Source organism: Streptomyces sp. NPDC102270, assembly GCF_044766405.1.
GTDB lineage: Bacteria > Actinomycetota > Actinomycetes > Streptomycetales > Streptomycetaceae > Streptomyces.
Window position 1 is genome coordinate 1 of record NZ_JBIWLX010000017.1, and the last position, 25,103, is coordinate 25,103.

Below are 25,103 nucleotides of genomic sequence, written 5' to 3' on the forward strand. Positions count from 1 at the left end.
CGTCGCAATCCACACCGAACCGGAAGGCCCTCATCCGTTCAAGATCCCTCAGTCGAGACCTGGCTCACCTGTCCACAACCTCCCAGGACAGAACAGCTAGACGGCCACGTACGTCACCGGATCGCTCCCCGTCACCGCCTCCGCGCGCCCCAGTTTCACCAGCCGCCGCAGATGTGCCTCGGCCTCCGAGACCGCGATGTTCCGTGAGCCGTAGGGGATCTGGTCCCAGGGCCGGTTCCACTCCATGCGCACGGCGAGCTGCCAGGGGGTGAGGGGCTCGGCGAGCAGGGAGCGCAGGTCGGTGAGACGTTCCTCGTGGTGGGTGAGCAACTCCCGTACCCGGGCGCTCGCGTCGGTGAAGACGTGCTGGTGGGCGGGGAGGACCTCGGCGGGGGCGAGCCGGCCCACGCGTTCCAGGGAGTCGAGGTAGTCGCCGAGGGGGTCGGTCACGGTGGCGTCGTCGGGGTCTTCGTACAGGCCGATGTGCGGGGTGATCTCGGGGAGCAGGTGATCGCCGGAGAACAGCCGCCCGTGGCCCGGCAGCCGGGCCGGGTGCTCCTCCTCCAGGTGCAGGCAGACATGGCCCGGCGTGTGTCCCGGGGTCCAGATGGCGCGGAGTCTGCGGCCGGGGAGGTCGAGGAGTTCGCCGGGGACGATCTCGCGGTCGGGCAACGCGGGGGAGAAGCCCAGGAGTTGGCGGCGGCGGGCGGTGCGCAGCGGCGCCACGTGGTCCTCGGGGGCGCCCGCGGCCACCAACTTGGCCGTCATGTAGGTGAACCAGCGCTCGGCCCGGGTCTCCCGAGTGCGCCGCACGATCGCGGAGTCCGCCGCGTGCATCGCGATCCAGGCGCCGGAGGCCTCCCGCACCCTGCCCGACAGCCCGTGGTGGTCGGGGTGGTGGTGGGTGATGACCACGCCGTGGATCTCGCCCACGCCGGTCTCGCACGCGGTCAGCCCCTCGGCGAGGGTGTCCCAGGAGTCCGGGTCGTCCCAGCCGGTGTCGACCAGCACCGGCCCCCGGTCGGTGTCGACGACGTACACCAGCGTGTGGCCGAGGGGGTTGTCGGGGATGGGCACCTGGACGGACCGGACGCCGCCGCCATGGTCGTGCACCTGCGCCATGAGTTCCCCAATCACCGGCTTCTCGCCACTATAACTAGAACGGGTTTCGACGGTAGCCCGAGGTGACCAACAGTCGCGGTGTGCGGCCCGTGGACTCCTCCGGGGGGAACTGGTATCAGTTCCGTATCTGATGGTTCGTCAGCAAGCCGCCCCTGGGAGGCGTTCGCCATGACCGAGCTCGTGGAACACGGACAGCTGTTCATCGGCGGGGAGTTGACCGACCCCCTGGGCAAGGACGTCATCGAGGTGATCTCCCCGCACACCCAGGAGGTCTTCGGACGGGTGCCGCACGCCTCGCGCGCGGACGTGGACGCGGCGGTCGCCACCGCCCGCACCGCCTTCGATGAGGGCCCCTGGCCGCGGATGTCGCTCGACGAGCGCATCGAGGTCGTCACCAGGATCAAGGACGCCATCGCGGTCCGGCACGAGGAGATCGCCCGCGTGATCTCCTCCGAGAACGGCTCCCCGTACTCCTGGAGCGTCCTCGCGCAGGCCCTCGGCGCGATGATGGTCTGGGACTCGGCGATCACGGTCGCACGGAACTTCACGTACGAGGAGCGGCGTGACGGAGTCCTCGGCCGCATCCTCGTGCGCCGTGAACCGGTGGGGGTCGTGGCCGCCGTGGTGCCGTGGAACGTCCCGCAGTTCGTCGCCGCCGCCAAGCTCGCGCCCGCGCTGCTCACCGGCTGCACGGTGGTGCTCAAGCCGTCGCCCGAGTCACCGCTGGACGCGTACATCCTGGCCGAGATCACCAAGGAGGCCGGGCTGCCGGAGGGTGTCCTGTCCATCCTCCCGGCCGACCGCGAGGTCAGCGAGTACCTGGTCGGGCACCCGGGGATCGACAAGGTCTCCTTCACCGGTTCGGTCGGCGCGGGCAAGCGCGTGATGGAGGTCGCCGCCCGCAACCTCACGCGCGTGACACTGGAGTTGGGCGGGAAGTCGGCGGCCGTGGTCCTGCCGGACGCGGATGTCGAGGCGGCCGTCGCCGGGATCGTCCCGTGCGCCTGGATGAACAACGGACAGGCCTGCGTGGCCCAGACCCGCATCCTGTTGCCCCGCTCCCGGTACGACGAGTTCGCCGAAGCCCTCGCCGCGGCGGCGAGTTCCCTGGTCGTCGGCGACCCGCTCGACCCGGCCACCCAGGTCGGCCCCCTGGTCGCCGAACGCCAGCAGCGCCGCAACCTCGACTACATCAGGATCGGCCAGGAGGAGGGCGCCAAGATCCTCACCGGCGGCGGACGCCCGGCCGGCCTGGACCGCGGCTGGTACGTCGAACCGACACTCTTCGGGGACGTCGACAACTCGATGCGGATCGCGCGGGAGGAGATCTTCGGCCCGGTGATCTGCCTCCTCCCCTACGGCGACGAGTCCGAGGCCGTGAAGATCGCCAACGACTCGGACTACGGCCTCTCCGGCAGTGTGTGGACGGCCGACGTCGAGCGCGGCATCGAGGTCGCCCGCCAGGTCCGTACCGGCACCTACTCCGTCAACACCTTCAGCCTCGACATGCTCGGCCCCTTCGGCGGCTACAAGAGCTCCGGTCTGGGAAGGGAGTTCGGTCCGGAGGGCTACGGCGAGTACCTGGAGCACAAGATGATCCATCTGCCGGCCGGCTGGGAGGGGTGAAGGGCGATGGGGGACCGCTGGCACGTCGAGGTCGACCGCTCCCTGTGCATCGGCTCCGCCCAGTGCGTCCACACCGCCCCGGGCGGCTTCCGCCTGGACACCGCCCGCCAGTCCCACCCCGCCGACCCGGACGCCGACGCCAACGAGAAGATCCTGGCGGCGGCGGAGAACTGCCCGGTGGAGGCCATCACGATCACGCTGCTGGAGAGCGGGGAGCCGGTGTTCCCGCCCGAGGAGTAGAGGCCGAGAAAATCATGATGTGAGGGGGTTCATTCCCGGACGAGCGTTCTATTCTGGACATAGGCCTACGAGGCGAGTGAGGGAGTCCGACCGAAGTAGCCGACTCAGGCGAGATGTGAAGGCTTCCGCCAGGGCCGACGTCGACGGTAGGGCTGAGAGGCCGGAGAGCAGCGGGAAGGCTCGACGGCGACCCCGAGAACCTGATCCGGACCATACCGGCGAAGGGAACCCGCCCCGTAGGTCCCTCATGTGCTCCCCGTCGGTGTGAGGGCTTACGCTCCTGCGGTCGTCGTCAGGACATCGCAGGGGTGGGCAAGGGTGGACAAGTCCGAGGCCAGGAAGCTGATCGAGCAGGCGCGTGCCGCCTGGGACGCCGAGGAGTGGCTGCGCGCCGCAGAACTGTACGAGCGGGTGCTCGCGCACTTCCCGGACCTGAAGGCGAGCGCGGTGTGGTGGTACGACGCCGCACTCGCCCACAAATTCCTGCGGAACTGGGCCAAGGCGTACGAGCTGGGCAAGGAGGCCGCGGCCCGCTCCCCGCGCGGCGAGGGCGACCCGGCGTACTGGAACCTCGGCATCGCGGCCACGATCCAGCGCGACTGGGCGACCGCGAGGGACGCCTGGGCCGGCTTCGGCATCGAACTCCCGGACGGTGAAGGGCAGATCGAGGCCCGCCTGGGGTACGCCTGCGTGCGCCTCGACACCGGCGGCGAGCGCGAGGTCGTCTGGATCGAGCGGCTGTGCCCGACCCGCGGCCGTGTCGTCAGCGTGCCCGTGACGGGCGGACGGCGCTACGGCGAGATCGTCGTCCACGACGGCGAACCGAAGGGCGAGCGGACCGTCGAGGGCTCGGCCTACCCCGTCTTCGAGGAACTCCTGCTCTTCGAGGCGTCCGAACTGCCCACCCTGGAGGTCACGGTGGCCGCGGGCGAGGCCGCCGACCTGGAGGCGCTTGTCGAGCTGTTCACCGGCCACGGCTTCGGCGCCGAGCCCGCGAGCAGCGTGCGCATGCTGTGCGCCTGCTGCAGCGAGGGCACCCACGCACAGGAGCGGGCCGTCGAGGCGGGCGCCCAGCAGGTCTCCCTCGCCGCCCCCGAGGAGGAGGCCCGGCGGCTGCTGGAGCAGTGGGCGGCGAAGACGGTGACCGGACGGAGCTGGAGCGGACTCGCGGCCGTCGGCTAGGGCCGGGGCAGGCAACGTTCGCCCGGTCGCGACGCCCGGCACGCCCTCTCGCCGGCACGCCGAGAACAGGGGCCCGGGCGCCGCTCGTCAACGGGCCGACGTCACGTGCTGGGGTGCTGGGCCCGCGGTTCGGTGAGGTCGATCAGTCGGCACACCGTCTCGATGTCGATCTTCACCTGGGCGATGGAGGCGCGGCCCGAGAGCCAGGTGATCAGGGCCGAGTGCCAGGTGTGCTCGATGACGCGGACCGCGGAGAGCTGTTCGGGCGTCGGGTCCTCGAGACCCATGGCGTCCAGGACGATCAGCGTGGTCTGGTGGGAGACCTGGTCCACCTCCGGGCTCACACTGCGGTCCGCGAAGGTCAGCGCCCGGACCATCGCGTCGGCCAGGTGCGGTTCGCGCTGCAGGGCGCGGAAGGCCCGCATCAGGGTCTCCGCGACCCGCTCGGCCGCCGTCTCGCCCTGCGGCGGCTTCTTGCGGAGCGTGCCGTGCATGTGTTCCAGCTGGTCCTGCATGGTGGCGACCAGCAGATGGATCTTGGAGGGGAAGTAGCGGTAGAGGGTGCCGAGCGCCACCTGCGAGGACTCCGCGACCTCCCGCATCTGCACCGCGTCGAACCCGCCGCGGCTCGCCAGCTGCGCGCTCGCGTGCAGGATGCGGCGGCGCCGCGCCTCCTGCCGCTCGGTCAGCGGTGGCGCGGCGGGTCGTGCGCTGCTGGCTTCCATTCCGGCCGGCTTGGCCACCTTGTCCACCTTGGCTTCCGTGACAGTCCGTGAGGGCTCGCGATCACACAGCATGGCAGGATGCCGGGCCGGTGCGCGGTCGCGGTGTTCGTGGCGTGAATCACCTGATCCACCGCTCACAGGACCCCTACCTGCCGGTAGATTCAGAGCCTCCTGAACGATCAAGTCTGAAACTTGTTCTAGATTACCGTCTCGTCGTAATCTCGCGGGACCGTGCAGTCAGAAGGGGGCGCAGAGTGACCGCTGAGGCCAGTCAGGCCGGGGCCTTCGAGGACCTGGCAGTCGACGGCGAGCGACCGCTCCGTATCGCGCTCCTCACCTACAAAGGGAACCCGTTCTGCGGCGGCCAGGGCGTCTATGTGCGGCACCTCTCGCGCGAGTTGGCCCGTCTCGGCCACCGCGTCGAGGTCATCGGCTCCCAGCCGTACCCGGTCCTCGACCCCGGGTACGACGGTCTGAGCCTGACCGAACTGCCGAGCCTGGACCTCTACCGCTCCCCGGACCCCTTCCGCACCCCGAGGCGCGACGAGTACCGCGACTGGATCGACGCCCTGGAAGTCGCCACGATGTGGACCGGCGGCTTCCCCGAGCCGCTCACCTTCTCCCTGCGGGCCCGACGCCATCTCCGGGCCCGCAGCGGTGAGTTCGACGTGATTCACGACAACCAGACCCTCGGCTACGGCCTGTTGGGCGATGTCGGCGCACCGCTGGTGACCACCATCCACCACCCCATCACCGTGGACCGGCAGCTGGAGCTGGACGCGGCCGAGGGCCGGTGGCAGCGGCTGTCCAAGCGCCGCTGGTACGCCTTCACCCGCATGCAGAAGAGGGTGGCCCGCCGCCTCCCCTCGGTCCTCACCGTCTCCGGCACCTCCCGCCAGGAGATAGTCGACCACCTGGGCGTCCGCGACGACCGCATCCACGTCGTCCACATCGGCGCCGACACCGACCAGTTCTCGCCGGATCCGTCGGTGCCCGTCGTGCCGGGCCGGATCGTCACGACCTCCAGCGCCGACGTCCCCCTCAAGGGCCTCGTCTTCCTCGTCGAGGCGCTCGCGAAGGTCCGCACCGAACACCCCGGGGCGCACCTGATAGTTGTCGGCAAGCGGCCGGCCGAGGGCCCGGTGGCGCAGACCATCGAGCGCTACGGCCTCGAAGGCGCCGTCGACTTCGTCAAGGGAATCTCGGACGCGGAACTGGTCGACCTGGTCCGCTCGGCGGAGGTCGCCTGCGTGCCCTCGCTCTACGAGGGCTTCTCACTCCCGGCGGCGGAGGCGATGGCGACGGGCACCCCGCTGGTCGCCACGACCGGCGGCGCCATCCCCGAGGTCGCGGGACGCGACGGCGAGACCTGCCTCGCGGTACCGCCGGGGGACCCGGGCGCACTGGCGACCGCCCTGAGCCGCCTCCTGGGCGACCCGGACCTGAGAGCGCGACTCGGCCGGGCCGGACGTGAGCGGGTACTGGCGAAGTTCACCTGGGCGAAGGCCGCGGAGGGCACGGTAGCCCGGTACCGCGAGGCGATCGCCGGCTCCGCCACCACGCTCCCCGGCCGCCCCGCGGCCTCTCGGGGTGTCGAGCTCGCACCCCCGACCACAGACACCGGTGTCTATCCCGAAAGCAGGGCCACGTGCTGACCGTCGACTTCTCCCGGTTCCCGCTCGCGCCGGGCGACCGCGTCCTGGACCTCGGCTGCGGGGCCGGCCGGCACGCCTTCGAGTGCTACCGGCGCGGCGCGCAGGTCGTGGCCCTGGACCAGAACGCCGACGAAATCCGTGAGGTCGCCAAGTGGTTCGCGGCGATGAAGGAGGCCGGGGAGGCGCCGGAAGGGGCCACCGCCACGGCCATGGAGGGGGACGCCCTCGCGCTGCCCTTCCCCGACGAGTCCTTCGACGTCGTGATCATCTCCGAGGTGATGGAGCACATCCCCGACGACAAGGGCGTACTCGCCGAGATGGTCCGGGTGCTGAAGCCCGGCGGGCGGATCGCCGTCACCGTCCCGCGCTACGGCCCCGAGAAGGTCTGCTGGGCCCTGTCCGACGCCTACCACGAGGTCGAGGGCGGCCACATCCGCATCTACAAGGCGGACGAACTCCTCGCGAAGATCCGCGAGGCCGGCCTCAAGCCGTACGGCAGCCACCACGCGCACGCCCTGCACTCCCCGTACTGGTGGCTGAAGTGCGCGTTCGGCGTCGACAACGACAAGGCGCTGCCGGTGCAGGCGTACCACAAGCTGCTGGTCTGGGACATCATGAAGAAACCGCTGGCCACCCGGGTCGCCGAACAGGCGCTCAACCCACTGATCGGCAAGAGTTTCGTGGCGTACGCGACCAAGCCGCACCTGCCGCGGGTGGACGCCAAGTGACCACTCCCCGGACAGAACACCTCGTCCTGCCCGGGGTCCTCACCGCCGAGCAGGCCGCCGCGACCGTCGCCGGAATCCTGGCCGCGCAGCGCGAGGACGGGGCGATCCCGTGGTTCCGCGGACATCACCTGGACCCGTGGGACCACACCGAGGCCGCGATGGCACTGGACGCCGCGGGCGAACACGAGGCGGCCGAGCGGGCGTACACCTGGCTCGCCCGGCACCAGAACGAGGACGGGTCCTGGTACGCCGCCTACCAGGACGGGGACTTCGCGGACGTCACCGACCGCGGGCGCGAGACCAACTTCGTCGCCTACATAGCCGTTGGCGTGTGGCACCACTACCTGTCCACCGGCGACGACACCTTCCTCGACCGCATGTGGCCGACCGTGTACGCCGCGATGGAGTTCGTCCTGGGGCTCCAGCAGCCGGGCGGGCAGATCGGATGGAAGCGGGAGGACAACGGCAGCGCCCTCACCGACGGGCTGCTCACCGGGTCCTCCTCCGTCCACCACGCGCTGCGCTGCGCGCTCGCGATCGCCGAACAGCGCGAAGAGCCCCAGCCCGACTGGGAGTTGGCGGTCGGTGCACTGCGGCACGCGATCCGTCGGCACCCCGAACGCTTCCTCGACAAGGACCGCTATTCCATGGACTGGTACTACCCGGTCCTGGGTGGGGCGTTGACCGGCGCGGAGGCCAAGTCCCGTATCGAGGAGGGCTGGGAGCGGTTCGTCGTACCCGGCCTCGGGGTGCGCTGTGTCGTCCCCAACCCGTGGGTCACGGGCGGCGAGTCGGCCGAACTCGCCCTGGCGCTGTGGGTCATGGGCGAGTCCGACCGGGCCTTGGACATCCTCCAGTCGATCCAGCACCTGCGGGACGCGGAGAGCGGCCTGTACTGGACCGGGTACGTGTTCGAGGACCGGGCGGTGTGGCCGCGGGAGCTGACCACCTGGACGGCGGGGTCGCTGCTGCTGGCCGTCGCCGCCCTGGGCGGCCACGAGGCCACCTGCGCGGTGTTCAGCGGGGAGCGTCTGCCGCTGGGCCTCGACCCGGACTGCTGCCCCTGAGAACCCGGTCGGGCCTCAGTTGAGAACCCGGCCGGTCTCAGTGGCGGTGGGCGCGGTTGGCGATGGCGTGGCCCACGAACAGGTAGACCACCGCTGCCAGGCCGTAGCCCGCGACGACCCGGGCCCAGGCCTCGTCGAACGTGAAGAGGTCGTAGGACCAGCCGGCGAGCCAGCGAGCGGCATCGTGGATGAACTGCACGAAGTCGTTCGCACGGTTGGCGTCCAGCAGGTACAGCAGGATCCACAGGCCCAGGATGAGGGCCATGATGTCGGCGACGACCGCTATGACCGTCCCGGCTGAGTTGGCACCACGGCGCGTATGAGTGGACATGGTGTTCGAATGGCCGCGAATTCTCCGGCGAAACCTGGCGTCACGCGTTGAGCTCCGCCAGCACCCGCAGCGACTCCCGGTCCGGGGCCAGCGCCAACAGGTCCGTCACCGGCCCCTTGCGCCACGACTCCAGCCGCTCGGCGATGCGTTCGCGCGGGCCGACCAGGGAGATCTCGTCGGCGAACGCGTCCGGCACGGCGAGCACGGCCTCCTCGCGGCGGCCTTCCAGGAACAGCCGCTGGATCCGGCGCGCCTGCTCCTCGTACCCCATGCGGGCCATCAGATCGGCGTGGAAGTTGCGGGCCGCGTGGCCCATCCCGCCGATGTAGAATCCGAGCATCGTCTTCACGGGCAGAAGTCCCTCGGCCACGTCGTCGCAGACCCGCACCTGGGCCATGGGAGCGATGAGGAAGCCCTCCGGTGTTTCGGCGAGCGAGGCCTCGTAGACCTCGGGCCGGTTCGGCGACCAGTACAACGGCAGCCAGCCGTCCGCGATCCGGGTGGTCTGGGCGACGTTCTTCGGTCCCTCGGCGCCCAGGAGGATCGGCAGCTCGGCGCGCAGGGGATGGGTGATCGGCTTGAGCGCCTTGCCGAGCCCGGTGCCGTCCGGGCCCCGGTAGGGGTGGGAGTGGAAGCGGCCGTCCAGCTCGACCGGCGCCTGCCGTCGAAGGACCTGCCGTACGACGTCGACGTACTCCCGGGTCGCGGTCAGCGGCGACTTGGGGAACGGGCGGCCGTACCAGCCCTCGACGACCTGCGGCCCGGACAGCCCGAGACCGAGCATGACCCGCCCGCCGGAGAGATGGTCCAGGGTGAGGGCGTGCATGGCGGTCGTGGTGGGCGAGCGGGCGGCCATCTGCGCAACAGCCGTACCCAGCCTGATGGTTGACGTCCGCGCCGCGATCCAGGTGAGCGGCGTGAACACGTCCGACCCCCACGACTCGGCCGTCCACACCGAGTGATAGCCGAGCCGCTCCGCCTCCTGGGCCAGCGGCACATGGTCGGGGGAGGGGCCGCGGCCCCAGTAGCCGAGCGCAAGACCGAGTCGCACGACGCCTCCTGACGGTATGTCAGTTCTCCGAGCCGCTGGCGAATGTACGGCAACGGCCCCCCGCCCGGAAGGGGCGAGGGGCCGTCCTACGACCTTGGGGACCGCGAGGAAGGGTCAGCCGCGCTGGATGCCGCTCGTGTCCTGCAGCACGCCACGGCGGCCGTCCTGCGTCTGGGCGACCAGAGCCGGACCGCGCTGCTCGACCGCCAGGTACCAGGTGCCCGGGGCGAGTTCGGCGATCGGCGTCGGCGAACCGTCCTCCGCGAACAGCGGACGCGGCACCGGCACCGCGAACCAGAACGGCGAGAACTCCGCCGCCGGCGGCTGCGGGGCCTGCGGCTGCGGCTGCGCGCCGAAGGGCTGCCCCGGCTGCGGCTGACCGCCGTACGGCTGCTGACCCTGCTGTCCCTGCTGACCGGGCTGGCCCGGGTGCCCCTGCTGCCCCGGCTGCTGGGCACCCGGGTAGCCGTAACCACCGGGCGGCTGGGCGCCGTAGGGCTGCGGCTGGGGCGGCTTGGGAGCCGGGACGAGACCGGCCTGGAGGGCGGGGACGAGAGGCGTGGCGACGGCGGCCGCGGCCATGACCAGGGTGGCGACGAGAGCGAGGATCAGGCCGATTCCGGCGCTGACGGTGTCCGAACTGGAGCCGTAGTCCGCGGCGCTCAGCGGGTCGAAGACGTTCCCGAACGCGCTCCAGGCGGCGAACACCGTGAACACGGTGCCCACTTGGCCGAGGTCGAGGCCCGCCACCTTGGGGAGCTGCGGCAGGCCGCGCGACAGGACGACGAGGGCGGCGCCGATGATGCCCGCGAGCACCACCCCCATCACGACCGGACCGCTCGCCCAAGCGGTGGGAAGGTCCGCGTCGTCGGGGGCGCCGTCGACCGAGTACAGATCAAGGAACGACGCGATGAACAGCACCACCGCTGCACCGATCACCACGCCGTCGCCTCGAGTGAGGGAGCGGATATTCACTTCAAGTCCTTCGTAGGTCGTCTCGTCGTCGGTAGACCCTATCGCCCGCCCGGCGGAGCGTACGACGGGATCCGCGCGCTGATCGTCACCCGCGCAGGAAACTCACCAATCCCTCAGAGATTCCTTGCGCGGCCTTCTGCCGCCAGGCCCCGCTCGTGAGCAGGGCCGCGTCCTTGCTGTCACGCATGTTGCCGCATTCGATGAACACCTTGGGAACCTTCGAGAGGTTGAGGCCGCCCAGATCCGTGCGGGTGTCCAGGCCGGTGCCGTGACCGATGTAGTTGGAGGGGGCGGTGCCCGTCTTGCGTCCGAAGTCGTGCGCGATGCTCTTGCCGAGTGCGGCGGAGGGGACGACGATCCGGCGGGTGTCGGCGATGCCCTGGTGGACGCGGCCCGGGAGGATCACGTGGTAGCCACGCTGCCCGGCCCCCGCGCCGTCCGCGTGGATCGACACCACCGCGTCGGCCTTCGCCCTGTTGCCGATCCTGGCCCGCTCGTCCACACAGGGGCCGTAGGGCCGGTTGCCGTCCTGCGTCAGCTTCACCGTCGCGCCCTGCTGCTCCAGCAGCGTGCGCAGCCGACGGGCGACGTCGAGGGTGAACTTGGCCTCCGCGTAACCGGAGTTGGTGGATGTCCCCGTGGTGTCGCACTCCTTGCGGTTCGTGCCGATGTCCACCTTGCGGATGATCTCGGCCGTGTGCCGGAAGTTGGTGGGGCTGTGTCCGGGGTCGATGACGACGACCTTGCCCCGGAGTGAGCCGAGCGGCTTCTTGTCCTCGGCGGTGGTGGAGGAGACGGTCGGCGATGCCCTTGTGGACGCGGCCGTGGTCCCGTTGTTGTCGGCCGCCCCGCTCACCCCCGCGTACACCAGCCATCCGAGCAGCGCGCCCGGCACGAGCACGGCGAGAGCGAAGGTCAGCGGCCGGCGCCGGGGGCGGCGGGGCTGGGAGGAATCGAATTCAGGGCCTGCGTACGACACGTCTGCGACTCTAACGCTGCCCCTGCGGCCCCGCTCTCACATCCCCGCCCGCGTCCGCCGCAACACCCGCAGCGAATCGGTCGCCGAGACCTCCGTGAAGGCGCCGGAGTCGAGGGCCCGGAGGTAGATCCGGTAGGGCGCCTGCCCGGTGAACTCGTCCTCCGGCTCGGGGAACACGTCGTGGATGACGAGCAGCCCGCCCTCGGCCAGGTGCGGGGCCCAGCCCTCGTAGTCGGCGTTGGCGTGCTCGTCGGTGTGACCGCCGTCGACGAAGACCAGGCCGAGAGGCGAGCCCCAGACCTTCGCGATCTGCGGAGAACGGCCGACCAGGGCGACCACGTGCTCCTCCAGCCCGGCCCGGTGCAGGGTCCTGCGGAACGTGGGCAGCGTGTCCATCAGCCCCAGCTCGGCATCCACCGTCTCCGGGTCGTGGTAGTCCCACCCCGGCTGCTGCTCCTCGCTGCCGCGGTGATGATCGACGGTCAGCGCGGTGACACCGGCTTCGCGGGCGGCGTCCGCGAGCAGGATCGCGGAACGGCCGCAGTACGTACCGACCTCCAGGAGCGGCAGCCCGAGCCGCCCGGCCTCCAGAGCGGCCGCGTAGAGGGCCAGCCCCTCACCCAGGGGCATGAACCCCTTGGCGGCCTCGAAGGCGGCGAGGATCTCGGGCTTGGGTGCGGCCGCGGCCATGGGGTGGGTTCCTCTCGGTCGTACGGGCGGGGCAGACGTCGTACGACCGCCAAGCCGCCGTACGCCCCTCCGGACGCCCCATGCTGCCGCACCCTCCGCCCGCCGGGGGACAGGGGGTCGGGAATGTGTTGTGGGGGCACGCGCTGATCGCGGCGAGCGACCTGATGGCGCCTGCCCCGGTCGGCGCGGACGTGGTGGGTTCGACGAGCGCGAGCAGGGCCGCGGGGCGGACGTGGGTTGGATCGGAATCGGCGCCAGGGGCCCTACGGCCTTCCGGGCACCCCCGACGCGACACATCCCCGCCCCCTGAAGTGGGGCGGGGATGTGGGCCGGCTTCGTGTCGGTCAGGCGGTGACCGTCTCGCCCGGCAGGGCCAGGTCGAGGGCGATCGCGCGCTCGTCGCCCGCGTGGGTGGCGGAAGAGGCCAGGGGACCGTGGCCGGCGGCCCGTGCGGCGAGCACGTACGCGCCCCCGCTCGGCACCCCGAGTACGTACGTGCCGTCCTCGTCGGACAGGGTCGCCCCCGCCTGCCGCCCGCGCCGGTCGATCAGCGTGACCTTGGCGCGGGCGACCGGAGCACCGGAGGCGTCGAGGACACGGCCCCGGAACCCTCGCAGTACCGCCTCGGCCTGCTCCAGGTTCGCCTCTTCCTCGCTGCTCGCCCGCAGCTGCGGGGCACGGTTCGGCTTCGGCAGGAACAGGGCCATCAGCAGCCCGACCGCCACCGCGCCGGTCGCGATCAGGAAGGACACCCGGAACCCGTGCATGGTCGGTACCGCGACGCCCCCGACGTTGTTCGCCGTGTTCGCCAGCACCATCCCGATCACGGCGCTCGACACGGACGTGCCGATGGAGCGCATCAGCGTGTTGAGCCCGTTCGCCGCACCCGTCTCCGAGGCGGGGACCGCGCCGACGATCAGGGCGGGAAGAGAGGAGTACGCGAGACCGATGCCCGCGCCCAGCACCACCGCGATGACCAGGCTCTGCCAGGCGGCGCTCATGAGGCCGAGGCCCGCGCCGTAGCCGATCGCGATGATCAGCATGCCGAGGATGAGGGTGACCTTGGGGCCGTACTTCGCCGACAGCCGGGCGTACACGGGGGCGGTGAACATCATCGTCAGGCCCAGCGGAGCGACCAGCAGGCCCGCGACGACCATCGACTGGCCGAGGCCGTAGCCGGTCGCCTTCGGGAGCTGGAGCAGCTGGGGAAGGACGAGCGAGACGACGTAGAACGAGACACCGACCATGATCGACGCCAGGTTGGTGAAGAGGACCGCGGGGCGGGCCGTGGTGCGCAGGTCGACCAGGGGGGCCTTCACGCGCAGCTCCATGACGCCCCACAGGAGGAGGACGACGGCCGACGCGGCGAACAGGCCGAGCGTGGTGCCCGAGGTCCAGCCCCAGTCGCTGCCCTTGGTGATCGGGAGGAGGAAGAGGACCAGGCCGATGGAGAGGCCGATCGCGCCCAGGACGTCGAACGTGCCCTCGGCGCGCGCCGGGGACTCGGGGACGACGAGCAGGGTGAGGGCGATGGCGAGCGCGCCGATGCCCGCGGCGCCGTAGAAGAGGGCGTGCCAGTCGGCGTGCTGGGCGATCAGGGCCGCGAGGGGCAGCGCGAGGCCGCCGCCGACGCCGATCGAGGAGCTCATCAGGGCCATGGCGGAGCCGAGCTTCTCGCGGGGCAGCATGTCCCGCATGAGGCCGATGCCGAGGGGGATCGCGCCCATGGCGAAGCCCTGGAGGGTGCGGCCGGCGATCATGGTGAGCAGGTCGCTGGTGAGGGCGCTGACCAGGGCGCCCACGACCATCACGGCGAGGCTGAAAATGAGCAGGCGGCGCTTGCCGTACAGGTCGCCGAGGCGGCCCATGATCGGGGTGGCGACGGCGCCCGAGAGCAGGGTGGACGTCAGGACCCAGGTGGCGTTGCTCGGCGCGGTGTCCAGCAGCTGCGGCAGGTCCTTGATGACCGGGACGAGCAGGGTCTGCATCACCGCGACCACGATGCCCGCGAAGGCGAGCACCGGGACGACAGCGCCGGACGCTCTCCGGGTGGGCTGGTCGGTCGGCGTGTGCGTCATGTGAGGGAGGCCTCCGGGCCTGGAAGATCGGGTTACGTGTGGCTTGAACTACGTATGCACGGGCAACTATTCCGATGCTTCGGCGTACTAACGATTTCTTTATATTCTCTTGGGGAAGTGGAGGCGGGGTTGAGAGCATGGCGGCCATGCTCGAAGCCGCTGAAGTCGCCCGCAGACCCCGCCGTCCCCGGTCGGCCCCGCCCGCCTGGCTGGTGGTGGCGCTGGCGTGCGCGGGCCAGTTCCTCGTCGTGCTCGACGTGTCCGTGGTCAATGTGGCGCTGCCGTCCATGCGCGCCGACCTGGGCATGAGCGAATCCGGACTCCAGTGGGTGGTGAACGCCTACTCCATCGCCTTCGCCGGGTTCATGCTCCTCGGCGGCCGGGCCGGTGACCTCTACGGCCGCAAGCGGATGTTCCTGGTCGGGCTCGGGCTGTTCACCGTGGCCTCGCTGGCCGGCGGGCTGGCCCAGGGGGACGCCCAGCTGCTGATCGCGCGGGCCGTGCAGGGCCTGGGCGCGGCGGTGCTCGCGCCCGCGACGCTGACCATCGTCACGTCGACCGTCCCGGAGGGGGCCGCGCGGGCCCGGGCCATCGCCACCTGGACGGCCGTGGGAGCGGGTGGCGGCGCCGCGGGCGGATTCGTCGGCGGACTCCTGGTGGACACCCTGTCCTGGCGCTGGGTGCTGCTGATCAACGTGCCCGTCGGCGCGCTGGTCCTCCTGGGCTCCCTGCTGTGGCTGACCGAGAGCCGCAGCGGGGACGGGCGACGCCTCGACCTGCCGGGAGCGCTGCTGATCACCGGGGGGCTCGCGGTACTGGCGTACGGCATCTCGCAGACCGAGGCCGAGGGGTGGACGGCGGCCGCGACCGTGGTCCCGCTGGCCGCCGGACTCGCGCTGGTAGGGGGCTTCCTCGTCGTCGAGTCCCGTACGGCCGCCCCGCTGATGCCCCTCGGACTGCTCAGGGTGCGGGCGGTGGCGTCGGCGAACGCGGCGATGTTCCTGAGCGGCTCCGCGATGTTCTCCATGTGGTACTTCATGACGCTGTACGCACAGAACGTCCTCGGCTACTCGCCCCTGGCCGCCGGAGCCGCACTGATCCCGACCTCGCTGGCGATCGTGGTCGGCTCGAAACTCGCCCCGCGCTTCATGCGCCGGCTCGGGGCGCGGTGGGTGGCCGTGCTCGGTACGGCGGTCGCGGTCGCCGGGTTCGCCTGGCAGTCGACGATGACCGCGGACGGCGGTTATGTGACCGCGATCATGTGTCCCGGGATCCTGATGATGCTGGGCGCCGGTCTCGCCACGACGCCGCTCGCCTCGCTGGCCACGTCGGGGGCGGCGCCGGGGGAGGCCGGGCTGGTGTCGGGGCTGGTCAACACCTCGCGCACCATGGGGGGCTCGCTGGGGCTCGCCGTCCTGTCGACGCTGGCGGCGGCGCGGACGGGGGGAGCGGCTTCGCCGGAGGCGCTGACGGAGGGGTACGCGCTGGCGTTCCGGGTGGGGACAGGGGTGCTGCTCGCCGGGGTGGTGCTGATGGTGGCGTGGCTGCCGAGAAAGATCTCCGCGAACTGAGGCAACGGTCCGGGCCGCCCATGGACTCCTTCAGACATCTAGGAGGTGCCCATGGGGGATCGGAAACAGGCTCGGGACGAGGAGTTCCAGAGCTTTGTCATCGGCCGCTGGCCACGGCTGATGCGGACGGCATTTCTCCTCACGGGGGAGCAGCACGCCGCGGAGGACCTGGTCCAGTCGACCCTGGAACAGGCCTATGTGGCCTGGCGCAGGGTCGGCTCGGCGGACGATCCGGAGGCGTATGTACGGCGCGTGATGATCAACGCGCATGCACGCAAGCACCGCAGGAAGCTCCGGGAGTTCCTGGCGCGGGGGGACGACTTCGGCCTGGTGCGCGAGGTCGCCGACACCGGTGACCGCATCGCCCAGGCCGACGACCGCGGCGCCCTGCTGACGGCGCTGGCCCAACTGCCGCCGCGGCAGCGGGAGGCGGTGGTCCTGCGGTACTGGGAGGACCTCACCGAGACACAGACGGCCGAGGCGATGGGCTGCTCGGTCGGCTCGGTGAAGAGCAACGCGGCCAAGGGGATCGCGAAACTTCGCGCCATACCCGCACTGGCCGACATGGCGACCCAGGGAGGGCGGAAGTGATGAGCGCGGACCGGGAGAAGAGCCACGACATGAGTGACAGCGACATCGCCCTCCTGCTGGCCGACGCCACCGACGGGGTGGAGATCGGCATAGCCCCCTACCAGGCGGTACTCCGCGGGGGCCGCAGGCGCCGAGCCCGCCGCTGGGCGGTGGCCGCGGCCACGGCACTGGTCCTCGCGGGGTCCTCGGCGACGCTCGCGGTGGCGGGGCTGCCGGGCGGGGACGGCGGGCAGGTGGCGAGCCGGCCGTCCGCTTCGGCCGACGCCGACCCGTCCAGGGCCCTGCGCACCACACTGGCGACCGGTACCGACCAGGGCACCAAGTGGCGGGTTCTGCTCGACATGTGGCCGGCCCCGCGTGACGAGCGACAGGCCGATTCCCAGCTTGCCGCCATGGCGCTGCGAGGTGAGACACCGCCGGATGCCCACAAGGCCTCCGACCTGATCGGCAAGATCACCTACTTCGTCTATCGCGACTACGGCGGCCGGACCACGAAGGTCATGGAGAACACGGTCCCCGCGACGGACACCCTCACCGGCACGGATCTCATGTCCGGCTCCCTCCCCCTGGAACGCGGCGACACGAAGGACGTCCGCCTTGTCATCGGCTATGTCGCCAAAACCGCCCAGCGCGTCCTCTGCGCCTGGACGAACGACACGGCGACAGTGGTGGAGAAGGCCGGCTCCGGTACGGGCACCGACGTCCCGGCGATCCGGTCGGCGGCGGGTTCCCCCTACAACTGGTTCGTCTGCCTGGCACCCAAGGGCACCGAGTACAAGACGGCGGAGGTGGTCGAGTAGGGAGCGGCCGGGGTTACCTGTTTCTTGCGAGGAGGCCTCGGCGTTCACGCCGGGGAGGAATCGCATCCGGGTGTCGCGACGCGGAGCGTCGCCGTATGAGCCGGTGATCGCTGGTCGGGTGGTGTCTGTGGGATCGGGGTGCGTTTGTGCGACTGTCGTACGTACGGTCCTTCGGAGGGTTCGGGACGGACCAGTGTTCTGGCCGGAGACCGTGAGGGGCTGCGATGCGAGAGCCAAGCATCGCCTGTCGCTGGGTGAGCGCACCTACACCTGCACCGTGTGCGGAACTGTGTCTCCACGGGACAAGAACTCCGCACGTGTGATGCTCGTCCGTCCTTCTGGAGCGCTGCTCCAGGAGGCGGCCTGAGCCAGGAATCCCCTTCCTTTCAGGGAGGGGCGGATTCAAAGCCACCCCTGCTGCCGGGCCGCCCGTACCGCCTCCATTCGGTTGCGGGTGCCCGTCTTGCCGATGGCGGAGGAGAGGTAGTTGCGGACGGTGGACTCGGAGAGGTGGAGCCTGCCGGCGATGTCGGCGACCGTCGCGCCGTCCGCGGAGGCCTTGAGGACATCGCACTCGCGGGCGGTGAGGGGGTTCGGGCCGGCGCTCAGGGCGGCCGCTGCGAGGGCGGGGTCGATCACGGTCTCGCCGGTCAGCACCCGGCGGATCGAGGCGGCCAACTCCTCGACGGGACCGTCCTTGACGAGGAAACCTGCGGCACCCGCCTCCATGGCCCGACGCAGATAACCCGGCCTTCCGAAGGTGGTCAGGATCAACACCCGGCAGTCCGGCGCCTGGTCGCGCAGTTCGGCGGCGGCGTCCAGACCGCTCATCCCCGGCAGTTCGATGTCGAGCAACGCCACGTCGGGGCGGTGGACGAGCGCCGCGTCCACGATCGCGTCCCCGGCCGCGACCTGCGCCACGACCTCGATGTCCGCCTCCATCCCGAGCAACAGCGCGAGCGCCCCACGCATCATCCCCTGGTCCTCGGCGAGCAGCACGCGGATGGACTTGGCGGGCCGGTGGTCCCGGGGCATCTCGTTCACGGCCCCAGAGTAGGGGGGCGGCGCTCCGGATCCTTGAGAACTGAAGAGTGGAGTGCACAGGGGAAACGAGGAGTCGGCGGCCCCGTGCCCGCGTCACCGGGCCGCGTCACCGATCCGGGATCCGCCGGCGGCCCCCGCCCCCGCGCCCGCCCCCGCAGGCTCACCGGCTCGCGCCGGTTCCACCGACTCGACCGGCAGCTCGACCGGCAACTCGGCCCGCACCACGAACCCTCCCCGTGGCCCCGGCCCGGCCTCCAACCATCCACCGGCCGCCGCCAACCGCTCGGTGAGCCCCTTGAGACCGGTGCCGCCGATGACCGGGGCATGCACGGTGGCGGCGTCCTCAGGGGCGGCGCGCTCACCCACGCTCGGCCCCGTGGCCGCCGCCCCCGGGCCGTCGTCCCGGACGCTCAGCCGCACCCGTTCCGCCGAGCCCCGCACGGAGATCTCGCAGCGCTCCGCCCCGCTGTGCCGGACCGCGTTGGTCACCGCCTCGCGGACCACCCAGCCCAGCAGGGCCTCGGTCTGGGCGGTGAGCAGGTGACCGGAGCGGTGGACGACGGGCTCGATGCCCGCGGCGCGCAGAGCCGAGGCGGCCCGGTCGAGGTCCGTGCTGAGGCTGCCCTCGCGGTAGCCGGTCACCGCCTCACGGATCTCGGTGAGCGCCTGGCGGCCGACCGATTCGATGTCGCAGACCTGGACGAGTGCCGCGTCCAGATCGCGTGGGGCGAGGCGCCGGGCCGCCTCCGACTTCACCACGATCACCGACAGCGTGTGCCCGAGCAGATCGTGCAGATCGCGGGAGAACCGCAGCCGCTCCTCCTCGACCGCACGCCGGGCCAGTTCCTCGCGGGCCTCCCGCAACTGCCGTACCGCTTCGGACAGGGACAGGATCGCGGCCGTCACCATCGTGGAGATCCAGGTGGCGTACGCGGTGTCGAGTCCGCCCCAGCCGTCGCGGAAGACGGAGGCCGCGCCGGCGACCACCGTCACGACCGCTCCCACCCACCGCAGGTGCGGCAGCCGCACGACCGCGCCCGTGGCGAGCCCGAGCAGGGGGAAGAACAGCAGCCAGTTGCCGCCGTACCCCACCGCCAGACCGCAGGTGACCAGTCCCATCAGCACCAGGGCGACCCGGGTGGAGACCGCGTCCCGGGTCTCCTTGTGGAAGGCGCGAAAGGCGACGTAGATGTAGAGCGAGTTGAACGTGAGCAGCCCCAGGCCGCCGATCCAGGGGTTCGCGGCCTTGCCCTGGAAGAGGTTGGAGAAGGCGCCCATCCCCAACAGCAGCCACGGCAGCAGACCGAACCCGCTGCCCAGGCCCGCCTTCGTGTGGACCTCTCCGGCCTCCTGCGCCGCCTTGTACTCGGCCTTGAAACATGCCTTGTTCGCCTTCCAGTCCCGCTGGTGCCTCCGCGCCTCGCGGACCCCCTCGCGGACCTCGCCCACGCGGTGCGAGAGCTTGCGCGACCAGACCATGACCGTTCCCCCGAACCCGCTCGTGTCTCCTGTTGTCATACCGAAGACGCTACGGATCGCGAAGTCCGCCCGGCAGGTGTGCGTGTACGGACTTGGGCAGTACAAATGTCACGGCGCCGGAACCCGGGACAGCCCACCAGGCAGCCACCTGACACACCGTCAGGAGCCTTCACAAGTGCGGTGGGCTCGGCTATACAGAGGGCGCCGGACTGGAACGCGTTCTAGATCGGCCCGCGACGACCTCGGTGCGGCCGACGGTGCGGACGGCCGTACCGAGGTCTTGACCGAGGTCTTGACCGAGCCCCTGTCAGGAGCCGTATGCCCATCGACGCAGCCAAGGCCCTCGCCGCCGAGCCCCGGACCGGCGAGATCTCCTGGAACACCAAGGACGTCCAGCTCTACCACCTCGGCATCGGGGCGGGCTCGCATCCCGGCAAACCCAGCCCCGCCACCGACCCGGACGAACTGCGCTACACCCTCGAATCCCGGCTGCACGTCCTGCCGAGCTTCGCCACGGTGGCGGGCTCGGGATCGCCGGGAGTGATCAGCGGACTGTCCATGCCCGGCATCGACGTCGACCTCGCCAAGGTCCTGCACGGCGGCCAGTCACTGATCGTCCACCGCCCGCTCCCCGCCCAGGGCACCGCGACCGCCACCCACCGCATCGCCGCCGTGTACGACAAGGGCAAGGCGGCCGTCCTGGTCCTGCGGACAGAAGTCGCCGACACCGAGGGCCCGTTGTGGACCAACGACGCCCAGATCTTCGTACGGGGAGAGGGCGGCTGGGGCGGCGACCGGGGACCCTCCGCCCGCCTCGAACCCCCCACCGGCGAACCCGACCGGACCGTGGAACGCCCCGTCCGCGAGGACCAGGCCCTGCTCTACCGCCTGTCCGGCGACTGGAACCCGCTGCACGCCGACCCGGAGTTCGCCAAGGTCGCCGGGTTCGAGCGGCCGATCCTGCACGGGCTGTGCACCTACGGCATCACGCTCAAGGCGGTCGTCGACACGCTGCTCGGCGGGGACGTGACCCGGGTGCGGTCGTACGTCACCCGGTTCGCCGGGGTCGTGTACCCGGGGGAGACCCTGCGGATCCGTATGTGGCACACCCCGCGGTCCACCCGGGTCGCCGTCACCGCCGTGGAGCGCGACGACGCGCCCGTCCTCGCCGACACCGTCGTCGACCACTCCGAACACTCCTGAACCCAGAACGCCGTACGAGGGGAGCCCGCACCATGCGCGCAGCCGTACTGCACGAGATCGGCCAGGAAAAGCTCGAAGTCCTCGATGACGTCGAGGCGGTGGGCTTCGGACCCGGCAGGGTGCGGATCCGGATACGGGCCACCGGACTGTGCCACTCGGACCTGTCCGCGATGGCCGGGGTCCTCCCGCAGCCGGCGCCGTTCGTGCCCGGACACGAAGGCGCCGGAGAGATCGTCGAAGTCGGGGAAGGCGTCAGCCACTTGAAGGCGGGCGACCGGGTCGTCGTCTGCTGGCTGCCGGCCTGCGGCGTCTGTCCCGCCTGCAAGCGGGGCCAGACCGAACTGTGCCTGGCCGGCTTCATGAACGCGGGCACTCCCAACTTCCGGCGCCCCGGCGGCGATGTGTTCGGCTTCGCGGGCACCGGCACCTTCACCGAGGAGGTCGTCGTCGACGCGGGCTGCGCGGTGCCGATCCCCGACGACGTGCCCTTCGACATCGCGGCGCTCATCGGCTGCGGGGTCACCACCGGGCTCGGCGCCGCGCTCAACACCGCGGACGTGGAGGCCGGTTCCTCGGTCGCCGTCATCGGCTGCGGCGGCGTCGGCATCTCCGCCGTCCAGGGCGCCCGCCTCAAGGGCGCCGCCGAGATCGTCGCCGTCGACCCGGTCGCCTCCCGCCGTGAGGCCGCCCTGAGGTTCGGCGCCACCCGGGCCGTCTCCCCGGACGAACTGGCCGACGCCAAACAGCAGGTGACCGCGGGCGAGGGCTTCGACTACGTCTTCGAGGTCGTCGGCAAGTCCGCGACCGCCAGGACGGCGTACGAGACCACCCGGCGCGGCGGCACCCTCGTGATCGTCGGCGCGGGCGCCATGGACGACAACCTCCAGCTCAACATGTTCGAGCTGTTCTTCGACGAGAAGCGCATCCTGCCGTCCCTGTACGGCGGCGGGGACGTCCTGCGCTCCTACGAGCGGACCATCGCCCTGTGGCGGGCCGGCCGCGTCGACCTGGACGGCCTGATCACCCACCGGGTGCCGCTGAGCGAGATCAACGAGGCGCTGGACCAGATGCGCTCGGGGACCTCACTCCGTACGTCCATCGAGATCTGAGGGTCCGCGATGACCCTGCCACTGCCACTCGACGGGCTCGCGGCGATCGTCACCGGCGCCGGCCGGGGTCTTGGCCGCGCTGAGGCGCTGGAGCTGGCCGGGCTCGGCGCGGCCGTGGTCGTCAACGACTTCGGACAGCCCGGCCGGGACGGCTCCGGCGAGGCCTCCGCGGGCCCCGCCGAGCAGGTCGCCGAGGAGATCAGGGCCACGGGCGGACGGGCCGTCGCCCACACCGGGGACGTGGCCGACCACCAACAGGCGCGGCAGCTCGTGGAGTTGGCGATCGAGGAGTTCGGCAAGCTCGACATCCTCGTCAACAACGCGGGCATCCTGCGGGACCGCATGATCTTCTCCATGACCGAGGGCGAGTGGGACGCGGTGATCCGGGTCCACCTCAAGGGCCACTTCAACACCACCCGGTTCGCGTCCGCGCACTGGCGCGAGCGGTCCAAGGCGGCGGGCGGGCCGGTGTACGGCCGTATCGTGAACACCTCCTCGGAGGCGTTCCTCGCCGGGTCCGCCGGGCAGCCCAACTACGCGGCGGCGAAAGGCGGGATCGTCGGGCTCACCACCTCGACGGCCCTCGCCCTCGCCAAGTACGGCGTCACCGCCAACGCCATCTGCCCGCGTGCCCGCACCCGGATGACCGAGGACGTCTTCTCGGGCGCCGGCTTCGAGCAGCCCGAGTCGGGACTCGACCCCCTCGCCCCCGAGCATGTCGCCCCACTCGTCGGCTACTTGGCCTCACCCGCCGCCGAGCGCGTCAACGGCCAGCTGCTCGTTGTCCACGGAGGGATGGTCACCATCGTCGAACGGCCCCGGGTGCAGGCGAAGTTCGACAGCAAGCAGGACACCTTCACCTACGACGAACTGGACGCCCTGCTCACCCCCCACTACGCGCGGCGGCCGGCGGGGGAGACCTTCGCGGCGGCCGAAGTGCTGGGACTCAAACGGGAGTAGACGCGCAACGGCCCTGTCTCCCGTAAGGAAAACAGGGCCGTGTGTCGTCGTCCGACCTCAGGCCGCGGCCTCGGTCTGCTCGACCGACTTGCGGTGACGGCCGCGGGGGGCCGTGTCGCTGTCCTGGACCGAGACCGGACCCCGGTGCCTACCGTGGCCCGTGGACTCCTGGACGTCGGCGGTCGACTGGTTCCTGCTGGCGTCGCTCATGGAAGTAATTCACCCCGTCAACATGATCTTTCTTACAGCGGGGGGAGTTTAACCGGCACACCACAGGGCGAATCCAGGTGGCCGGACCAACCGGCACTACTTCGTTACAAGACTGCCCAACGGGGCTTGCTGCAGGGGCACAGGGCGTGCCACGACGGGCTCCGGAGGACCCGGTTCGGGCGACTGCGCGACCGTGACGCCGGCACCGTCACGGCCACTGCTGCCGTCGCCACCACCGCCCTCCGGATCCTCCGGGCCCGCGCCCCCCGCGTCCCCCGTTCCCCCCGGGCCCTCCGCTTCCCCGGCGAGGGCCCCGTTCCCCGATGCCGCCGCCCACCGCGCCACCCCGCACGGCGCGTCCGGCGTGGCGTACGGCAGGAGCAGCTCCCCGTCCTCGGTCCACAGCCCGGCACCCGCCAACCACCCCTCGGGCGCCGGAAGATGCAGGACCTGCCGGCCGGCCGGCCGCCACACGCCCAGCCAGCTGCCCATCGAGCCGTCGACGCGCAGCGCCACCCCGCAGCTCTCCGGCATCAGCACCTGCCCCGGCTGGATCGCGAACGGCGTCACCGCGCAGCCCGGCACCCGCAGGCACTCCGGGAAGCGCACCGGCAGTGTGCTGCCCAGCACCCCCCAACCCAGCCGCGCGCACCCCGGCGACGGTGCGTCCGAGGAGATCAGCAGCAGTCCGCTGTCCGGGTCGGCCAGCAGCAGCCGGTCGTCGCTGCCGTCGGCGATCTGCAGCAGCGGCGACACCTCCCCGCCCCGCTCCAGATCGACCACGACCGCCTTGGTCCGCCCGCCGGCCTCCCGGTCCAGGGCCAGCATCCGCCCGGCCCGGTCCAGCCACACCCCGCCCGAACAGCGCCCCGGGACCTCCGCGAGATGCTCCGGCCCGAAGGCACCGCCCGCCACCAGCCACACCGCACTGGAGTACGGACCCACGGCAAGGGCGTACGCCTTCTCACCGCCCGGAGCCGGCGGCAGCAGCCGTAGGACCGTCCCCGCGTCCGGGCACTCGACCGCGCCCAGCGGCAGCTCGCCGGTCTGCGGCCCGGTCGGGTAGAGCAGCGAGAAGGCGTGCCGCCCGTCCGCGAACCGCCTGATCAGCACCCGCCCGTCGCCCATCGGCTGCACCTCGGTGCCGGGCTCCTCGGGCTGGTTGCCGGGCAACGGCACCGCGTAGGGCTCGGGGCCGTCCAGGGTCCAGCGCTCCGGGAACCAGGACTCGCCGTGCCCGGCGAGGCGGGCCGCGTAGGAGCCGTCGACGGTGATCACACACCCCGCCCGCGGGGTCTCCCCGTTCCCGGTCTCCGGTGTCTGCCCGTCGCTCCTGGTCCACGGTGTCTGCCGGTCGTTCCCGCTCTCCGGTGTCTGCCGGTCGTTCCCGCTCCGCGGTGTCTGCCCGTCCTCGGTGATCGCGTCCTCCGTCCGCGGGGTCTCCCCGTCCGCGCTCTCGGCGTCCTCGGCGTTCTCCTCGTTCGCCGCCGCAGGTTCGATGGCACACGCCGTCATCGTCCGGTCACCTCCGGCGACGAAACTAGTTTTCGCACGCACAGACGTGGGACGGGCGGGCTTCCGCTTCACACAAAGGGGTGGCCCAGGAACGATTCGCCTGAGGAAACCGGGGCGACTGTGCTGAGCGGGACAGCCGTGGGCAGCTCGGGTTCAGCGGGACAGGCCAGGC

Annotated in this window: 24 protein-coding genes; 12 read left to right on the forward strand and 12 right to left on the reverse strand. The window is 71.4% G+C overall.

Going from position 1 to position 25,103, the window contains the following annotated elements:
* Positions 1-96: 96 nt before the first annotated feature.
* Positions 97-1,122, reverse strand: a complete 1,026-nt coding sequence (locus ACIRP7_RS32160) for an MBL fold metallo-hydrolase (protein ID WP_403666345.1) — start codon at positions 1,120-1,122, stop codon at positions 97-99.
* A gap of 168 nt (positions 1,123-1,290) precedes the next feature.
* Between ACIRP7_RS32160 and ACIRP7_RS32165 the strand changes: the two genes are divergently transcribed.
* From ACIRP7_RS32165 to ACIRP7_RS32175, 3 genes are all read left to right on the forward strand, one after another.
* The gene (locus ACIRP7_RS32165) at positions 1,291-2,748 is read left to right on the forward strand and encodes an aldehyde dehydrogenase (RefSeq protein ID WP_403666348.1); all 1,458 of its coding nucleotides are present in this window, start codon (positions 1,291-1,293) and stop codon (positions 2,746-2,748) included.
* A gap of 6 nt (positions 2,749-2,754) precedes the next feature.
* A complete protein-coding gene (locus ACIRP7_RS32170; protein ID WP_403666351.1) occupies positions 2,755-2,988 on the forward strand; it encodes a ferredoxin in 234 nt (77 codons plus the stop codon).
* 318 nt (positions 2,989-3,306) lie between these two features.
* A complete protein-coding gene (locus ACIRP7_RS32175; RefSeq protein WP_403666354.1) occupies positions 3,307-4,170 on the forward strand; it encodes a tetratricopeptide repeat protein in 864 nt (287 codons plus the stop codon).
* 101 nt (positions 4,171-4,271) lie between these two features.
* On the opposite strand, the gene ACIRP7_RS32180 is transcribed toward ACIRP7_RS32175, so the two are convergent.
* Positions 4,272-4,895 (reverse strand): TetR family transcriptional regulator, encoded by a 624-nt coding sequence (locus ACIRP7_RS32180; RefSeq protein WP_403666814.1) that lies wholly within the window; start codon positions 4,893-4,895, stop codon positions 4,272-4,274.
* 254 nt (positions 4,896-5,149) lie between these two features.
* Between ACIRP7_RS32180 and ACIRP7_RS32185 the strand changes: the two genes are divergently transcribed.
* From ACIRP7_RS32185 to ACIRP7_RS32195, 3 genes are read left to right on the forward strand one after another with little or no spacing between them, the layout of a single operon-like run.
* Positions 5,150-6,550, forward strand: a complete 1,401-nt coding sequence (locus ACIRP7_RS32185; protein ID WP_403666357.1) for a glycosyltransferase family 4 protein — start codon at positions 5,150-5,152, stop codon at positions 6,548-6,550.
* Positions 6,544-7,278, forward strand: coding sequence for a class I SAM-dependent methyltransferase (locus ACIRP7_RS32190; protein WP_403666359.1), 735 nt, complete (start codon positions 6,544-6,546; stop codon positions 7,276-7,278). The genes ACIRP7_RS32185 and ACIRP7_RS32190 overlap by 7 nt, the downstream gene beginning before the upstream one ends.
* On the forward strand, positions 7,275-8,345 hold the full coding sequence (locus tag ACIRP7_RS32195) for a prenyltransferase (RefSeq protein ID WP_403666362.1): 1,071 nt from the start codon (positions 7,275-7,277) through the stop codon (positions 8,343-8,345). Before ACIRP7_RS32190 ends, ACIRP7_RS32195 begins: the two co-directional genes overlap by 4 nt.
* 37 nt (positions 8,346-8,382) lie before the next feature.
* Here ACIRP7_RS32195 and ACIRP7_RS32200 read toward each other — a convergent pair whose 3' ends face one another.
* The 6 genes from ACIRP7_RS32200 to ACIRP7_RS32225 form a co-directional block, all read right to left on the reverse strand.
* Positions 8,383-8,676, reverse strand: a complete 294-nt coding sequence (locus tag ACIRP7_RS32200; protein ID WP_403666365.1) for a hypothetical protein — start codon at positions 8,674-8,676, stop codon at positions 8,383-8,385.
* A 40-nt stretch (positions 8,677-8,716) separates the two neighbouring features.
* On the reverse strand, positions 8,717-9,727 hold the full coding sequence (locus tag ACIRP7_RS32205) for an LLM class F420-dependent oxidoreductase (protein ID WP_403666368.1): 1,011 nt from the start codon (positions 9,725-9,727) through the stop codon (positions 8,717-8,719).
* Between the two features lie 114 nt (positions 9,728-9,841).
* Complete coding sequence (locus ACIRP7_RS32210; RefSeq protein WP_403666371.1) at positions 9,842-10,702, reverse strand: hypothetical protein; 861 nt, start codon at positions 10,700-10,702, stop codon at positions 9,842-9,844.
* A gap of 85 nt (positions 10,703-10,787) precedes the next feature.
* The gene (locus ACIRP7_RS32215; protein WP_403666374.1) at positions 10,788-11,681 is read right to left on the reverse strand and encodes an N-acetylmuramoyl-L-alanine amidase; all 894 of its coding nucleotides are present in this window, start codon (positions 11,679-11,681) and stop codon (positions 10,788-10,790) included.
* A 36-nt stretch (positions 11,682-11,717) separates the two neighbouring features.
* The gene (locus ACIRP7_RS32220; RefSeq protein WP_403666377.1) at positions 11,718-12,371 is read right to left on the reverse strand and encodes a class I SAM-dependent methyltransferase; all 654 of its coding nucleotides are present in this window, start codon (positions 12,369-12,371) and stop codon (positions 11,718-11,720) included.
* Between the two features lie 344 nt (positions 12,372-12,715).
* Positions 12,716-14,449, reverse strand: coding sequence for an MFS transporter (locus ACIRP7_RS32225; RefSeq protein WP_403666379.1), 1,734 nt, complete (start codon positions 14,447-14,449; stop codon positions 12,716-12,718).
* Between the two features lie 137 nt (positions 14,450-14,586).
* Here ACIRP7_RS32225 and ACIRP7_RS32230 point away from each other — a divergent pair, with 137 nt between their 5' ends.
* From ACIRP7_RS32230 to ACIRP7_RS32240, 3 genes are read left to right on the forward strand one after another with little or no spacing between them, the layout of a single operon-like run.
* On the forward strand, positions 14,587-16,020 hold the full coding sequence (locus tag ACIRP7_RS32230; protein WP_403666382.1) for an MFS transporter: 1,434 nt from the start codon (positions 14,587-14,589) through the stop codon (positions 16,018-16,020).
* A gap of 51 nt (positions 16,021-16,071) precedes the next feature.
* Positions 16,072-16,611, forward strand: a complete 540-nt coding sequence (locus ACIRP7_RS32235) for a SigE family RNA polymerase sigma factor (RefSeq protein WP_403666385.1) — start codon at positions 16,072-16,074, stop codon at positions 16,609-16,611.
* 29 nt (positions 16,612-16,640) lie between these two features.
* Positions 16,641-17,411 carry a hypothetical protein gene (locus ACIRP7_RS32240; RefSeq protein WP_403666388.1) on the forward strand — a complete coding sequence of 257 codons (771 nt, stop codon included), beginning with the start codon at positions 16,641-16,643 and terminating at the stop codon, positions 17,409-17,411.
* Between the two features lie 402 nt (positions 17,412-17,813).
* Here the strand turns inward: ACIRP7_RS32240 and ACIRP7_RS32245 are convergent, their stop codons facing one another.
* Positions 17,814-18,446 carry a response regulator gene (locus ACIRP7_RS32245; RefSeq protein ID WP_403666816.1) on the reverse strand — a complete coding sequence of 211 codons (633 nt, stop codon included), beginning with the start codon at positions 18,444-18,446 and terminating at the stop codon, positions 17,814-17,816.
* A gap of 102 nt (positions 18,447-18,548) precedes the next feature.
* Positions 18,549-19,934 (reverse strand): sensor histidine kinase, encoded by a 1,386-nt coding sequence (locus ACIRP7_RS32250; protein WP_403666819.1) that lies wholly within the window; start codon positions 19,932-19,934, stop codon positions 18,549-18,551.
* 318 nt (positions 19,935-20,252) lie between these two features.
* On the opposite strand from ACIRP7_RS32250, the gene ACIRP7_RS32255 reads away from it, so the two are divergent.
* Genes ACIRP7_RS32255 through ACIRP7_RS32265 form a run of 3 tightly spaced genes read left to right on the forward strand, consistent with a single transcriptional unit; the run spans position 20,253 to position 23,206 of the window.
* On the forward strand, positions 20,253-21,137 hold the full coding sequence (locus tag ACIRP7_RS32255; RefSeq protein ID WP_403666391.1) for a MaoC/PaaZ C-terminal domain-containing protein: 885 nt from the start codon (positions 20,253-20,255) through the stop codon (positions 21,135-21,137).
* A gap of 32 nt (positions 21,138-21,169) precedes the next feature.
* Positions 21,170-22,246: a Zn-dependent alcohol dehydrogenase gene (locus ACIRP7_RS32260; protein WP_403666394.1), complete on the forward strand. Its 1,077-nt coding sequence runs from the start codon at positions 21,170-21,172 to the stop codon at positions 22,244-22,246.
* Positions 22,247-22,255: 9 nt separating this feature from the next.
* Positions 22,256-23,206, forward strand: a complete 951-nt coding sequence (locus ACIRP7_RS32265; protein ID WP_403666397.1) for a 3-oxoacyl-ACP reductase — start codon at positions 22,256-22,258, stop codon at positions 23,204-23,206.
* Between the two features lie 57 nt (positions 23,207-23,263).
* Here the strand turns inward: ACIRP7_RS32265 and ACIRP7_RS32270 are convergent, their stop codons facing one another.
* Entirely contained in the window at positions 23,264-23,416 is a 153-nt protein-coding gene (locus tag ACIRP7_RS32270; protein WP_352383280.1) for a hypothetical protein, read from the reverse strand.
* A 96-nt stretch (positions 23,417-23,512) separates the two neighbouring features.
* Complete coding sequence (locus ACIRP7_RS32275; protein WP_403666399.1) at positions 23,513-24,931, reverse strand: hypothetical protein; 1,419 nt, start codon at positions 24,929-24,931, stop codon at positions 23,513-23,515.
* Between the last annotated feature and the right edge of the window lie 172 nt (positions 24,932-25,103).

What these genes read in the sequence shown, in the direction of transcription:
- ACIRP7_RS32275 (WP_403666399.1), bottom strand. Translation starts at nt 24,931, where the DNA reads ATGACGGCGTGTGCCATCGAACCTGCGGCGGCGAACGAGGAGAACGCC.
- ACIRP7_RS32245 (WP_403666816.1), bottom strand. Translation starts at nt 18,446, where the DNA reads ATGCCCCGGGACCACCGGCCCGCCAAGTCCATCCGCGTGCTGCTCGCC.
- ACIRP7_RS32255 (WP_403666391.1), top strand. Translation starts at nt 20,253, where the DNA reads ATGCCCATCGACGCAGCCAAGGCCCTCGCCGCCGAGCCCCGGACCGGC.
- ACIRP7_RS32160 (WP_403666345.1), bottom strand. Translation starts at nt 1,122, where the DNA reads ATGGCGCAGGTGCACGACCATGGCGGCGGCGTCCGGTCCGTCCAGGTG.
- ACIRP7_RS32220 (WP_403666377.1), bottom strand. Translation starts at nt 12,371, where the DNA reads ATGGCCGCGGCCGCACCCAAGCCCGAGATCCTCGCCGCCTTCGAGGCC.
- ACIRP7_RS32225 (WP_403666379.1), bottom strand. Translation starts at nt 14,449, where the DNA reads ATGACGCACACGCCGACCGACCAGCCCACCCGGAGAGCGTCCGGCGCT.
- ACIRP7_RS32250 (WP_403666819.1), bottom strand. Translation starts at nt 19,934, where the DNA reads ATGGTCTGGTCGCGCAAGCTCTCGCACCGCGTGGGCGAGGTCCGCGAG.
- ACIRP7_RS32235 (WP_403666385.1), top strand. Translation starts at nt 16,072, where the DNA reads ATGGGGGATCGGAAACAGGCTCGGGACGAGGAGTTCCAGAGCTTTGTC.
- ACIRP7_RS32260 (WP_403666394.1), top strand. Translation starts at nt 21,170, where the DNA reads ATGCGCGCAGCCGTACTGCACGAGATCGGCCAGGAAAAGCTCGAAGTC.
- ACIRP7_RS32170 (WP_403666351.1), top strand. Translation starts at nt 2,755, where the DNA reads ATGGGGGACCGCTGGCACGTCGAGGTCGACCGCTCCCTGTGCATCGGC.
- ACIRP7_RS32230 (WP_403666382.1), top strand. Translation starts at nt 14,587, where the DNA reads ATGGCGGCCATGCTCGAAGCCGCTGAAGTCGCCCGCAGACCCCGCCGT.
- ACIRP7_RS32200 (WP_403666365.1), bottom strand. Translation starts at nt 8,676, where the DNA reads ATGTCCACTCATACGCGCCGTGGTGCCAACTCAGCCGGGACGGTCATA.
- ACIRP7_RS32270 (WP_352383280.1), bottom strand. Translation starts at nt 23,416, where the DNA reads ATGAGCGACGCCAGCAGGAACCAGTCGACCGCCGACGTCCAGGAGTCC.
- ACIRP7_RS32180 (WP_403666814.1), bottom strand. Translation starts at nt 4,895, where the DNA reads ATGGAAGCCAGCAGCGCACGACCCGCCGCGCCACCGCTGACCGAGCGG.
- ACIRP7_RS32165 (WP_403666348.1), top strand. Translation starts at nt 1,291, where the DNA reads ATGACCGAGCTCGTGGAACACGGACAGCTGTTCATCGGCGGGGAGTTG.
- ACIRP7_RS32265 (WP_403666397.1), top strand. Translation starts at nt 22,256, where the DNA reads ATGACCCTGCCACTGCCACTCGACGGGCTCGCGGCGATCGTCACCGGC.
- ACIRP7_RS32240 (WP_403666388.1), top strand. Translation starts at nt 16,641, where the DNA reads ATGAGTGACAGCGACATCGCCCTCCTGCTGGCCGACGCCACCGACGGG.